Annotated in this window: 13 protein-coding genes; 11 read left to right on the top strand and 2 right to left on the bottom strand. The window is 63.5% G+C overall.

Features of this window, described 5'->3' with window-relative positions:
- Positions 1–47 precede the first annotated feature (47 nt).
- The 3 genes from tldD (at position 48) to topA (ending at position 5,645) form a co-directional block, all read left to right on the top strand.
- A complete protein-coding gene (tldD, locus tag AC2FL1_RS04620) occupies positions 48–1,469 on the top strand; it encodes a metalloprotease TldD (RefSeq protein WP_496876131.1) in 1,422 nt (473 codons plus the stop codon).
- A gap of 224 nt (positions 1,470–1,693) precedes the next feature.
- A complete protein-coding gene (gene dprA, locus AC2FL1_RS04615) occupies positions 1,694–2,842 on the top strand; it encodes a DNA-processing protein DprA (protein WP_496876130.1) in 1,149 nt (382 codons plus the stop codon).
- A gap of 163 nt (positions 2,843–3,005) precedes the next feature.
- Positions 3,006–5,645, top strand: coding sequence for a type I DNA topoisomerase (topA, locus tag AC2FL1_RS04610; protein WP_496876129.1), 2,640 nt, complete (start codon positions 3,006–3,008; stop codon positions 5,643–5,645).
- A gap of 20 nt (positions 5,646–5,665) precedes the next feature.
- Here the strand turns inward: topA and AC2FL1_RS04605 are convergent, their stop codons facing one another.
- On the bottom strand, positions 5,666–6,247 hold the full coding sequence (locus AC2FL1_RS04605) for a TetR family transcriptional regulator (RefSeq protein WP_496876128.1): 582 nt from the start codon (positions 6,245–6,247) through the stop codon (positions 5,666–5,668).
- Positions 6,248–6,314: 67 nt separating this feature from the next.
- Here AC2FL1_RS04605 and AC2FL1_RS04600 point away from each other — a divergent pair, with 67 nt between their 5' ends.
- From AC2FL1_RS04600 to AC2FL1_RS04590, 3 genes are all read left to right on the top strand, one after another.
- The gene (locus tag AC2FL1_RS04600; protein WP_496876127.1) at positions 6,315–6,740 is read left to right on the top strand and encodes a VOC family protein; all 426 of its coding nucleotides are present in this window, start codon (positions 6,315–6,317) and stop codon (positions 6,738–6,740) included.
- Between the two features lie 132 nt (positions 6,741–6,872).
- Positions 6,873–7,577: a CoA transferase subunit A gene (locus tag AC2FL1_RS04595; protein WP_496876126.1), complete on the top strand. Its 705-nt coding sequence runs from the start codon at positions 6,873–6,875 to the stop codon at positions 7,575–7,577.
- 3 nt (positions 7,578–7,580) lie between these two features.
- Entirely contained in the window at positions 7,581–8,207 is a 627-nt protein-coding gene (locus AC2FL1_RS04590) for a 3-oxoacid CoA-transferase subunit B (RefSeq protein WP_496828347.1), read from the top strand.
- Between the two features lie 53 nt (positions 8,208–8,260).
- On the opposite strand, the gene AC2FL1_RS04585 is transcribed toward AC2FL1_RS04590, so the two are convergent.
- Positions 8,261–9,106 (bottom strand): lytic transglycosylase domain-containing protein, encoded by an 846-nt coding sequence (locus tag AC2FL1_RS04585; RefSeq protein ID WP_496876125.1) that lies wholly within the window; start codon positions 9,104–9,106, stop codon positions 8,261–8,263.
- A gap of 354 nt (positions 9,107–9,460) precedes the next feature.
- Here AC2FL1_RS04585 and AC2FL1_RS04580 point away from each other — a divergent pair, with 354 nt between their 5' ends.
- From AC2FL1_RS04580 to AC2FL1_RS04560, 5 genes are all read left to right on the top strand, one after another.
- On the top strand, positions 9,461–9,649 hold the full coding sequence (locus AC2FL1_RS04580; protein ID WP_496828351.1) for a hypothetical protein: 189 nt from the start codon (positions 9,461–9,463) through the stop codon (positions 9,647–9,649).
- Positions 9,650–9,737: 88 nt separating this feature from the next.
- Positions 9,738–9,926, top strand: coding sequence for a hypothetical protein (locus tag AC2FL1_RS04575; protein WP_496828353.1), 189 nt, complete (start codon positions 9,738–9,740; stop codon positions 9,924–9,926).
- Between the two features lie 188 nt (positions 9,927–10,114).
- Entirely contained in the window at positions 10,115–10,981 is an 867-nt protein-coding gene (cpaB, locus tag AC2FL1_RS04570) for a Flp pilus assembly protein CpaB (protein ID WP_234222098.1), read from the top strand.
- A gap of 195 nt (positions 10,982–11,176) precedes the next feature.
- A complete protein-coding gene (locus tag AC2FL1_RS04565; RefSeq protein ID WP_496876124.1) occupies positions 11,177–12,583 on the top strand; it encodes a type II and III secretion system protein family protein in 1,407 nt (468 codons plus the stop codon).
- A gap of 16 nt (positions 12,584–12,599) precedes the next feature.
- A complete protein-coding gene (locus AC2FL1_RS04560; RefSeq protein WP_496828355.1) occupies positions 12,600–13,226 on the top strand; it encodes an OmpA family protein in 627 nt (208 codons plus the stop codon).
- Positions 13,227–13,257 lie beyond the last annotated feature (31 nt).

Raw genomic sequence — 13,257 nt, 5'->3', positions numbered from 1 at the left:
AAACAGACGCTATTTTTGATCTGGATCAAACAACGAGGCCGCAAATCATGGCGCAGAACCCTTTTCGCCCCTTTGAAACAGCCCTTCCGCAGGACGAGGCGCTGACAGTTCTTCGGGCAGCCACCGACGGGGCCGAAGATGGCGAGCTGTTCGTCGAGCGCCGCAAATCCGAGGCGCTGAGCTTTGACGACGGGCGGTTGCGCTCGGCCTCTTACGACGCATCCGAGGGTTTCGGGTTGCGGGCAGTCAAGGGCGAGGTGGCGGGATATGCGCATTCCACCGATGTCTCGATCCCTGCATTGCGGCGAGCGGCAGAAACCGCGCGGCTGGCGGTGGGCGATGGTGGCGGCACTCTGGCGGGCGCCCCGGCTCGCACCAATCGCAAGCTATACACCGAGGACGATCCCATCGCGTCGGCCGCCTTTCCGGTCAAGGTCGAGACCCTGCGCGAGATCGACGCCTTTGCCCGCGATCTCGATCCACGGGTGGTGCAGGTCTCGGCCTCGATCATGGCCTCGCTGCAAGAGGTCGAGATACTGCGACCCGACGGGGTGCATCTGCGCGATGTGCGGCCCATGACGCGGGTCAATGTCTCGGTCATCGTCGAGCGGGACGGACGGCGCGAGAGCGGCAGCGCCGGTGGCGGTGGTCGGGTCGGGCTGGACGGGCTGATCGCGCCCGAGGCCTGGCAGGCGCAGGCGCGCGAGGCGCTGAGGATCGCTTTGGTCAATCTGGATGCCGAACCGGCGCCTGCTGGGGTGATGGAGGTGGCGCTTGGCCCCGGCTGGCCCGGCATTCTGCTGCATGAGGCGATCGGCCATGGGCTGGAGGGCGACTTCAACCGCAAGGGCACCTCGGCCTTTGCCGGGCTGATGGGTCAGCAGGTCGCCGCGCGCGGGGTCACCGTGGTCGATGATGGCACCCTGCCCGACCGGCGCGGCTCGATCACCGTCGATGACGAGGGCACGCCCTCGCGCCGGACCGTGCTGATCGAGGACGGCATTCTGACCGGGTACATGCAAGACCGCCAGAACGCCCGCCTGATGGGAGTGGAGCCGACCGGCAACGGACGGCGGCAAAGCTATGCCCACAAGCCGATGCCACGGATGACCAATACGGTGATGCTGGGCGGCGATGCAGACCCAGCCGATCTGGTGGGCGAGATCAAGGACGGCATCTGGGCGGTGGGATTTGGCGGCGGCCAGGTCGACATCACCAATGGCAAGTTCGTGTTCTCCTGCACCGAGGCCTATCGGGTGCGCAACGGCCGCATCGGCGCCCCAGTCAAGGGGGCCACGCTGATCGGCGACGGGCCTTCGGCGTTGAAACGCATCCGGGGGCTTGGCAATGACATGGCACTCGACCCCGGCATGGGCACCTGCGGCAAGGACGGCCAATGGGTGCCGGTGGGCGTGGGCCAGCCCACGGTGTTGATGGATGGGCTGACGGTGGGCGGCTCGGCGGCGTGAAACCGGACGGCGGCAAGGTAAACAGCTTTGCCGCCGATTCGCCTCCCTGCGACCGAGCAGCCCACGGGCTCGCCCAAGCAACATTCATCAAAGTTCTTTTATTTCAGATGGTTGAGCGTGGCTTTCTGTCCCGACCGCAAAAAACTGCGAAAAATTTAGCTTGATTCACCACCTGTTAACGCGCCGGACCGTAAACCTGTTTCTGCAAACAGGCGGAGCGACGGATGACCGAGGAACAGTTTTCTTCCTATCACCCCCCACTCCCACCCACCACGGAAGAGGACCGGTTTTCCTGGCTCCGCCTTTTGCGCTCGCGCAGAGTTGGCCCGACAACGTTCCGCCGACTGATGCACGAGCATGGCACGGCGCAGAACGCGCTGGCCGCGTTGCCTGAAGTGGCACGTGCCGCCGGGGTCGAGGGCTATGAAATATGCCCGCCCGGTGTTGTCGAAGCAGAGCTCAAGGCCGCAAAAGCCGCGCAAGCGCGGCTTTTGTGCCTGGGCGATGCCGATTACCCCGCTCACTTGGCCGAGATCTCGGATGCGCCGCCGCTATTGTGGTTGCTCGGCGACCCGGCCCTGTTGCGCCGCCCGATGATCGCGCTGGTGGGCGCCCGCAATGCCTCGTCGCTGGGCACCCGCATGGCGCGGGCCTTGGCGCAGGATCTGGGTGCTGCCGGTTTTGTCGTGGTCTCGGGGTTGGCGCGCGGCATCGACACCGCCGCGCATCTGGCCGCGCTGCCCAGCGGCACCATCGCGGTCATGGCCGGTGGTGTCGACACGGTCTATCCCGCCGAGAACACGCATCTGGCGGGTGATATCGCGCGGCAAGGGCTGCGCCTGTCGGAACAGCCGATGCGCCTGCCCCCGCAGGCCCGCCACTTCCCGCGCCGCAACCGCATCATCTCGGGCCTGGCCCAGGCGGTGGTGGTGGTCGAGGCCGCCGCCAAATCCGGCAGCCTGATCACCGCGCGCGACGCGCTAGATCAGGGACGCGAAGTGTTGGCGGTGCCCGGCCACCCGTTCGATGCACGTGCCGCCGGCTGCAACATGCTGATCCGCGACGGCGCCCATCTAGTGCGCAATGCCGAAGACGTGATCGCCGCCCTGCCCGCCCTGACAGCGCCGCAACCGCAGCCCGACCTGTGCGACCTGATGCAACAGCCAGCGCCGCCCCCAAAGCGCAGCCTGCGCGAGACGGCGCAGTTGCACAGCCAAATCCTCGACCGGCTCGGCCCCTCGCCGGTGGCCGAGGATCAGCTGATCCGCGATCTGGCCGCCAGCCCGGGCGAGGTCGCCCCGGTGCTGGTCGATCTGGAGTTGGAAGGCCGGATCAACCGTCAGGCCGGCGGGCTGCTGTCGCGCGTCAACTGACCCCGTCCCGCCCGCGCCCAAGACTGCGACGGGCCGGTCCCACCCGCCTCTGACACTCGGAACAACTGCGCCCAAACAGCACCGATTGACAATCGGGGCTTGCACCCCACATGTTGCCCCGCCATAGAACGCGCCGTGTCCGATGAATGAGGTAGCCACTTAAATGCCTGTTGTTGTTGTAGAATCCCCTGCCAAGGCAAAAACGATCAACAAATATCTCGGCTCGGACTACACGGTTCTGGCATCTTATGGCCATGTGCGCGACCTGCCTGCCAAGGACGGATCGGTCGATCCCGAGCATGATTTCGACATGACCTGGGAGGTTGCCGCCGACAGTCGCAAGCACGTCAAGGCGATCGCCGACGCCCTGGCCGAGGACAACGAACTGATCCTCGCCACCGACCCCGATCGCGAGGGCGAGGCGATCAGCTGGCACCTGCAAGAGGCGCTGACCAAGCGCCGCTCGATCAAGAAGGGCACCGCCGTCAGTCGCGTCACCTTCAATGCTATCACCAAGGACGCGGTGACCAAGGCGATGCAGAACCCGCGCCAGGTCGACATGCCGCTGGTCGAGGCCTATCTGGCCCGCCGTGCGCTGGATTATCTGGTGGGATTCAACCTGTCGCCCGTCCTGTGGCGCAAGCTGCCCGGTGCGCGCAGCGCGGGCCGGGTGCAATCGGTCTGCCTGCGCCTGATCGTCGAGCGCGAGATGGAGATCGAGGCCTTCAAGCCGGTGGAATACTGGTCGGTCAAGGCGTTGCTGGAAACCCCGCGTGGCCAGGTCTACGAGGCGCGGCTGGTCACGCTGGCGGGCAACAAGCTCGACAAGATGGACCTGTCCAACGCCACCCAGGCCGAACTGGCGGTGCAGGCGATCACCAGCCGCGCGCTGAGCATCCAGTCGGTCGAGGCGAAACCGGCGGCGCGCAACCCCTCGGCGCCCTTCATGACCTCGACCCTGCAACAGGAGGCCAGCCGCAAGTTCGGCATGGGCGCGCGCCACTGCATGAGCGCGGCGCAGCGCCTCTACGAGGCCGGGCACATCACCTATATGCGGACCGACGGCATCGACATGGCGCCCGAGGCGGTGATGGCCACCCGCGACGCCATTGCCGAGCGGTTCGGCGCCGAATACGTGCCCGACAGCCCGCGCATGTACAAGAACAAGGCCAAGAACGCGCAAGAAGCGCATGAATGCATCCGCCCCACCGACATGCTCAAGGATGCCGCCGCGCTGAAACTGAAAGACGAGGATCAGCGCCGTCTTTATGATCTGATCTGGAAACGCACCATCGCCTGTCAGATGGCCGCCGCCCGGCTGGAGCGGACCACGGTCGAGATCGGCAGCGCCGATGGCCAGGTCGGCCTGCGCGCCACCGGCCAGGTGGTGCTGTTCGACGGGTTCCTGCGCGTCTACGAAGAGGGGCGCGACGATGTCGAGAATGACGAGGACAAGCGCCTGCCCCAGATCTCGATGGGGGAAAAGGCGGTTTTTGCCAAGATTTCGCTGGCCGATCAATTCGCCAGGGCGACCGGAGATACCCCGCTGACCGAGGGCGCCAAGATCGCCAAAGAGGCGATTCTGTCCGAAAACGAGGCCGTCCTGGCGCTGCAACACCACACCCAGCCGCCGCCGCGCTATACCGAGGCAACGCTAGTCAAGCGTATGGAAGAGCTGGGCATCGGCCGACCCTCGACCTATGCCTCGGTCATCACCACGATCCAGGACCGGGAATATGTCCGCAAGGACAAGAACCGGCTGATCCCCGAGGAAAAGGGCCGCATCGTCACCATCTTCCTGCTGAACTTCTTCCGCCAATACGTGGGCTATGAGTTCACCGCCAATCTGGAAGAGCAGCTGGATGACGTCAGCGCGGGCTCGCGCGATTACAAGGACCTCTTGGGCCGGTTCTGGCGCGATTTCTCGGCGGCGATCAGCGAAACATCCGAGCTGCGCATCTCCGAAGTGCTCGACAAGCTGGACGAGGCGCTGGCGCCCCAGCTCTATCCGCCGCGCGAGGATGGATCCGACCCGCGGATCTGCCCCAAATGCGGCACGGGCCAGTTGCATCTGAAAACTTCGCGCACCGGCGGGTTCGTCGGCTGCGGCAACTATCCCGAATGCCGCTATACCCGCCCGATCAGTGGTGACGCGGATGACAGCGCCGAGCGGCTGCTGGGCGAGGATGGCGGTGACGAGATCTGGCTCAAGGCGGGCCGGTTCGGGCCTTATGTCCAGCGCGGCGAGATCAGCGAAGAAAACAAGAAACCCCCGCGTGCCAGCCTGCCGCGCGGCTGGTCGGCCGAAGAGTTGGATCTGGAAAAGGCGCTGGTGCTACTCAGCCTGCCGCGCCAGATCGGGCTTCACCCCGAAGGCGGCATGATCAGTTCCAATTTCGGGCGTTTCGGCCCCTATCTGATGCACCAGTTGCCGGATGAGGACAAACCGGTCTATGCCAATCTCAAGGACCCGAACGACGTGTTCGAGATCGGCATGAACCGCGCGGTCGAACTGCTGGCCGAGAAACGCGCCAATCCCCGCGGTCGGGGCCGGGCGGCGGCCAAACCCCTCAAGGAGTTGGGCGAGCATCCCGAACACGGCGGTGCGGTCAACGTGCTGGATGGCCGCTATGGCGCCTATGTCAAATGGGACAAGGTCAATGCGACCCTGCCCAAGGATGTCGAGGCGGCGGATGTGACGATGGAGATGGCGGTCGCGCTGATTGCCGAGAAATCGACCAAGAAGGGCACCAAGAAAAAAGCCGCCCCGCGCAAGAAGACCACCAAGAAGACCGAGAGCTGACCACGGCGCGGGCGCGGGCGTCAGCGCGCGCGCAACCCCGCCACCAGCCGTGCCATCGCCTGTTCAAAAGGCGCGGGTTCTGCTCCTTGCGCAATCGCAAGCGCGGCGCGATCGAAAGCGGCAGACACCACCTCGGTCAATGCCTGCATCTCAGCTTCGCCGACACCGCTGACCACAAGATCGAGCCCCGCCCGCAGCGAGGCACGCCCGCCTCCGGCGTCGATCCGGCTCATCTCGTCCGGTCCCAGCACCGCTGGCCCGTCGATCAGCAGCAGCCTGGCGCGGCCCGGCTCGGCCATGGCGCGGAAGAAGGCGGCGCTGCCCGCTTCCATCCCCCCTGCCCCGGCGTCGACGGCCTCGGCATCGATCCGCTCCACCAGCGCCTCGGCCTCCGCCTCGACCACGGCGCGAAACAGATCGGCCTTGTCGGCGAAATGGTGATAGAGCGCGCCGCGCGTCACGTCGGCGGCGCGCACAATCTCGGGTGTCGAGGTCTCGGCATATCCCTTGTCCACGAACAGCGCCCGCGCGGCGGCGATCAGGCGTGCCCGCATCGCGGCGCGACGGTCGGCATTGGGGACGGGTGTATTTTTCTCTTGCATACATACAGCCTGTATGTTTATTTCCAACTTACATACAAACTGTATGCATGTTGAGGAGAAAGGCAATATGAAAACGACCCAGTATTACCCCGTCATCCAGACCGGCGACGTGCAGGGCACCGCCGATTTCTATCGCAGCCATTTCGGGTTCCACACCGCGTTCGAGGCCGATTGGTACGTGCATCTGCAATCCAGCGCCGACCCCTCGGTCAATCTGGCCATCCTGGACGGGCAGCACGAAACCATCCCGGCCCAGGCCCGTGGCCCGGTGCGCGGCGTGATCCTGAACTTCGAGGTGGCAGACGCAGCGGCGGAATACGACCGGCTGACAGCGGCAGGTCTGCCGATGCTGAAACCGCTCAAGGACGAGGCGTTCGGCCAGCGCCATTTCATCACCGCCGACCCCAATGGCGTGCTGATCGACGTCATCACCCCGATCCCGCCCAGCGCCGAATATGCCGCGCAATACAGCGCCGAGGCGCTGCCCCAGTGACCCGGCCGGGGCGGTTCCGCCGCCCCGGCCCGTGCCATTCCGTAGAAATACCATCCCCCGGAACCCGTCATTGACTCCGCGCTGACGCGGCGGCAAAACCGGCGCAATCACCAAGTCATTGGGGGAGTTTCCATGAAAAAAATCTATGCCAACGCCACCGAGGCGCTCGACGGTCTGCTGCAGGACGGCATGCTGATCGCGGCGGGCGGCTTCGGCCTGTGCGGCATTCCCGAACTGCTGTTGCAGGCAATCAAGGATTCGGGCGCCAAGGATCTGACCTTTGCCTCGAACAATGCGGGTGTCGACGATTTCGGCATCGGAATCCTGCTGCAAACCAAGCAGGTCAAGAAGATGATCAGCTCGTATGTGGGCGAAAACGCCGAATTCATGCGGCAATACCTGAGCGGCGAGCTGGAGCTGGAATTCAATCCCCAAGGCACCCTGGCCGAGCGCATGCGCGCCGGTGGTGCGGGCATCCCCGGCTTCTATACCAAGACCGGCGTCGGCACCGTCATCGCCGATGGCAAGGAGCACAAGGACTTCAACGGCGAGACCTATATCCTCGAAGAGGGTATCTTTGCCGATCTGTCGATCATCAAGGCCTGGAAGGCCGATGACACAGGCAACCTGGTGTTCCGCAAGACCGCGCGCAATTTCAACGTGCCCGCGGCCACCTGCGGCAAGATCTGCATCGCCGAGGTCGAGGAAATCGTTCCGCGCGGCGAGCTGGACCCCGATTGCATCCACCTGCCCGGCATCTATGTGCATCGCATCATTCAGGGCGAGCATGAAAAGCGCATCGAACAGCGCACCACCCGCAAACGTGAGGAGGCTTGAGCCATGCCCTGGGACCGCAATCAGATGGCCGCGCGCGCGGCAGAAGAGCTTGAAGACGGCATGTATGTGAACCTCGGCATCGGGATCCCGACGCTGGTGGCCAACTATGTGGGCGACAAGGACATCACCCTGCAATCGGAAAACGGCATGCTGGGCATGGGCCCCTTCCCTTATGAGGGCGACGAGGACCCGGACCTGATCAATGCCGGCAAGCAGACCATCACCGAACTGGCCCGTACCGCCTATTTCGACAGCGCCACATCCTTTGCGATGATCCGGGGCGGCAAGATCGCCGCTGCGATCCTGGGCGCGATGGAAGTGGACGAAAAGGGCGATCTGGCCAACTGGATGATCCCCGGCAAGCTGGTCAAGGGCATGGGCGGCGCCATGGACCTGGTGGCGGGCGTTGGTCGCGTGGTGGTTGTGATGGATCACACCAACAAGCACGGCGAATCGAAAGTGCTCAAGGAATGCACCCTGCCGCTGACCGGCAAGGGCGTGGTCGACCGCATCATCACCAACCTCGGCGTACTCGACGTAGTCGATGGCGGATTGCGGATCGTCGAACTGGCCGATGGCGTGACCGAGGCAGAGATGCGCGCCGCGACCGAGGCGACGCTGGTCGATTGACCGGGTCTCTTCTTGGGATCACCAACCCGCCCCCGCAACCGGGGCGGGTTTTTCTATTGCATGGCGGTGAACACGCAACCGTCGGTGATCAGTTCGGGCGGTGTGGCGCAGAGCCCGCGCGCAACCTGATAGGCGGCTAGCACCTTGGGCACGTAATCGCGGGTCTCGGCATAGGGCGGCACGCCTTCGTGTTTGCGCACCGCGCCCTCGCCCGCGTTGTATCCGGCAAGCACCAGAACCGGGTCGCGCCCGAATTCCTTCATCAGCCAGTTCAGATAGCGCACGCCGCCCGCGATATTGTCATCCGGCAAAAGGCTGTCATTGACCCCGAACCGGGCCGCGGTATCCGGCATCAGCTGCATGAGACCCTGCGCGCCCGCACCGCTGACAGCATCGGCTCGCCCCGCCGATTCCACCGCGATCACCGCCAGCACCAGCGCTGGCGAAACCTCGGTTCCCACCGTCGAGCGCAGAATCGAGATGCCTTGTGCCCGCGCGATATCCTGCAAGGCCTGAAGGCGCGGCGCATCCACCCCGCCGGCGGATAGCGCGCTCAGCATATCCTCCAACTGGCGGGGTCGGTCGGGACCAAGCGCCGGAGATATCTTGTCCCAGAACCACGCATAACGGCCGGCGGCGCCCGCTGCGTCAGGCACGGGCGCGGCCGCCGCGGTGACGATATCGTCCTCCGCAACCGGCTTCTGCCGCCCGGCAACGGGCGCGCGGGCGTGCTCTTCGGCCGAGATCTGGACATCCACGCGGGGGGGCGCCCCCGGCGCGGGTGCGCGCACCCGCTTGAACTTGACCTCGGGTAGCGGCACGGGGCTTTCCGCGTGCGACTCGCCCACGACCGCAAGAACGGCCGCCGCTGCAATCAGAGTGATGTATCTGAGGGCCATCTGCTCGCCTCTAGATATGTTTTTTCACGACTCTACGGTGCAAAAGACCCTTTCAACACCGAAAAAACCACCCAAATAAGGCGATTTCGCCATATTTGATGCGGTTTTGCATCGGCCCTACCGGGGGTAACTAAAAATTTTTCTTTTTTTACCGTTACAAAACAAAGAGTTAGTGAGATTCCACTAGAAAAATTAAAATCTGGCAAAGAAATCCGAGTTTTGGCCCAAATCCTGCCACGGCTGACCGGCAAATATACACCCATACCGCGACGGACATGAGCCAACGAGAGAGAGCAGGTTCAGACGGACGGCGAGGTTGAGAAACACTCTTGTGATCCTTAGGAGGGACTAACCATGATCAAATTCTTCAAAAACTTCCGCAAAGACGAAGATGGCGCAGTGACCGTTGACTGGGTCGTGCTGACCGCAGCAGTCGTGGCCCTGGCCGCAGTTGCCTACAACGGCATCTCGACCGGTACCAGCACGCTGTCGACCGCCATCAACACCGAGCTGGGCACCGTGACGCCGGATACCGGCCTGTAATAGCCTGGCTGACTACAGCAGATCGGGGCCGCGTCTTTACCCAAGGCGTGGCCCTTTTTCCTGAATCCGATGCGACGGAGGCACTACCATGCTGATTAGCTGGATGCTCTTTGCAAAAGAGGAAGACGGCGCCGTCACGGTGGACTGGGTGGTTCTGACTGCTGCGGTGGTTTCCCTGGCCGGTATCGCCTATTCGGCGATCAACGGTCCGACCGGGGATGTATCCACAGCCGTTTCGACCACAATTGGTTCGGTCAACGTGGACGCCGGGTTCTGAACTGGCGGCAAAGACCGTTTCGAGACAAATGCGCAGAAAAACAAGCTTCAATTGTCTGTCAAAGACGCTGTAGGGGCGCCCTTTGACCCTCAGAATGACATATTTGAAGCGCAAGATATGTTTCAGATCGCCCGTGCCCGGCCAGAATGGCCGACGCCGGGCGAGCGGAACAGAAGAGAGGTGACAAGATGCGAGCAGTATTCGGACTGGTCCTGATCGTGGGGATCGCACTTGCCGGGGGCGCGGTCATGATGGCCCGCAACTATATTTCCGCCTATCAAAGCGAACTGGCGCGTGAGCGGCAGGCACGGGCACAGATCGTGCCTACAAAGACGGTCTATGTGGCCTCGCGCCCGCTGCGCTATGGCGAACGGCTGACCAAAGAGGACGTGCGCGCGGTCAAATGGCCCGAGAACGCAATCCCCGAAGGCACATTCCTGGATGCCGCCACCCTGTTCCCCGAGCGTCAGGAGGACAATCGCTACGTCCTGCGCGCGATGGAGAAGGATGAGGCGATCATGGCCGTCAAGGTCACCAAACCCGGCGAGGATGCCGGGCTGACCTCGCAACTATCGCGCGGCATGCGCGCCTTTGCCATCAAGGTCGACGTCACCAGCGGCGTGTCCGGTTTCCTGCGTCCGGGTGACCGGGTCGATGTCTACTGGACCGGAGGCATGTCAGGCGGAACCGGCCCGCTGGAAGGCATGCAGGGAGAGATTACCCGCCTGATTCAGACCAATATCCAGATTGTCGCAATCGACCAGATCGCGGGGGGTGACGTGACTGGCGCCAATATCGCCCGCACGGTCACCGTCGCCGCCCTGCCCCAGCAGGTGGCCGCGCTGGCCCAGGCGCAGACAACCGGACGCCTGACCCTCGCGCTGGTCGGCGCCGATGACGATACCATCGCTTCTGCGGTCGAGGTGGATCAGCGTATGCTGCTGGGTCTCGGTGCGCTCGAAGCCGCCCCCGAAAAGGTCGAAGAGAAGGTCTGCACCATCCGCACCCGTCGCGGGGCCGAGGTTGTCGACATCCCGATCCCCTGCACGAATTGATGTGTCGATCTGCGCAGGTTGCAAAAGGAAGGGCCGCACCGCAAGGGGCGGTCCTTCTTGCTTGTTGCTCAATCCACACATCAATAACGCGCCCAAAAGCATTGATTCTTGCAAAAAAGCATCAAGTCGCGCAAAGTAACCCAAACATCGGGCGTCAAGACCCGGTTCAGAGGCGTGATCGGAAAGGCAGGTCACATGAAAATTGATGGTTTCATCAAAGCGGCCCTGACAGGGCTCGTCCTTACGTGCAGCCCGATCGCGGGCATGTCGCAAGCTCAGGACCTGCGCGTGGTCAAACAAGGCACCGCCGAAACTCTCGATGTTCCCATGAACCGGGCCATCGTGGTTGAAAGCGAAACGCCCTTTGCCGAGCTTTCGATTGCCAATGCCGGGATCGCGGATATCTCTTCGCTGTCCGACCGTACCATCTATGTTCTGGGCAAATCGCCGGGCCTGACAACACTCAGCCTGTTCGACGCGGGTGGGCGGCTTATCACCAATGTGAACGTGCGGGTCTCGTTCGACGTGGCCGAGTTCAAGGAACGTCTCAAACAGATCCTGCCCAACGAGAAGATCGAGGTGCGCACCGCCAATGACGGTATCGTGCTGTCGGGCACCGCCTCCAGCGCCGCGCGTTTGCAACGGGCGCTTGACCTGGCCGAACGCTATGCGCCCGAACGGGTTTCGAACCTGATGAGCGTGGCCGGCGTGCAGCAGGTCATGCTCAAGGTGCGTTTCGCCGAGATGCAGCGCTCGGTCTCGAAATCGCTCAGCGCCTCGCTTGGCTTCAGCGGCGGCAATGCCGTCGGCGGCCTGAACACGCTGAACAACTCGGGAAGCCTGACCAACGCGATCAACGGCAACATCCCGGTCCTGAACGACAATACCGGTGCGATCCTGTTCGGGTTCAGCGCCGGATCGACCCAGGTGCGGCTGCTGCTCGAGGCGTTGGAGCGCAAGGGCGTGGTGCGAACACTGGCCGAACCGAACCTTTCGGCCCTGTCTGGGCAAGAGGCCAAGTTCCTGGCAGGTGGCGAATATCCGATCCCGGTGGCCCAGCGCGACGGCTTGTTCACGGTCGAGTACAAGCCCTTTGGCGTCGAGATGGCATTCATCCCCCGTGTCGTCGATGGCGATCTGATCAATCTCGAACTGCTTGCAGCGGTCTCGTCGCTTGATCCCAACAATTCGGTAACCGTGAACGGATTCGAAATCGCCGCGTTCCAACGCCGCGAAACCTCGACCACCGTCGAACTCAAGGATGGCGAGAGCTTTGCAATCGCCGGTCTGATCGAGGACGAGTTTCTGGACAACAACTCGCAACTACCCTGGATCGGCGACGTGCCGGTGCTGGGTGCCCTGTTCCGCAGTGCAAACTATCAGCGCTCGCAGACCGAGCTGGTGATCATCATCACCGCGCATCTGGTCTCGCCCACGCGGGGCGAGGCATTGGCGCTGCCGACCGATCGGGTCAAGCCGCCCACCGAGAGCGATCTGTTCCTGCGTGGCAAAACCACCCGGACCCAGCGGGCCCGTAGCGGCGCTGCCTCCGAGGTCGCGCGACAGGATTTCAGCGGCTCTTATGGCTATGTCTTGGAGTGATCAGGGGATGGGACCGATGCGGAACTGGATGATGTGCCTGGGGCTGGCCGGAACGCTTTCAGCCTGCGGTCTCGAAGCGGGCTATCAGGTCGATTCGGGCACGTTCGGCAACGCAACGCTGAACAATACCCAGATGATGAACGGCGAGCGCAGCTATGCGCAGACCCTGGCGGACCGCTTTGCCCGCGAGGTCCCGACCCAGATCAACTTTGCCTTTGACAGCGCCGAGCTGGACGCCACTGCCCAACAGGTCCTGACCCTTCAGGCGGATTGGATCCGGCAGTTCCCCGAGGTGCGATTCCGAGTCTACGGCCACACCGACGCGGTCGGGTCCTCGGGCTATAACAAGAGCCTGGGGATGCGTCGCGCGCGCGCGGTCGTGTCGTTCTTTGCCAGCCGCGGCATCAGCCGGAACCGGCTCGAAGCGATGGTCTCTTATGGCGAAACGCAGCCGCTGGTGCCCACCTCGGAGCGGGAACGCCGCAACCGGCGCACGGTCACCCAGGTCTCGGGCTTTGTCGATGGGCATCAGAACATCCTGGACGGCAAATATGCCCAGGTTGTCTATCGCGAATACATCAAGAGCGCTGAGCCCAAAACCTCGATCGAGATCGACACCACCTCCAGCGCCTTCGAACAATAAGTGGAATCGGGCGGCATAGTCGCCCCATTCC

It is taken from the genome of Ruegeria sp. YKSF070 (assembly GCF_059612725.1).
The sequence above is the reverse complement of the archived record's forward strand: the minus strand, read 5'-3'. Positions and strand labels throughout refer to the sequence as shown.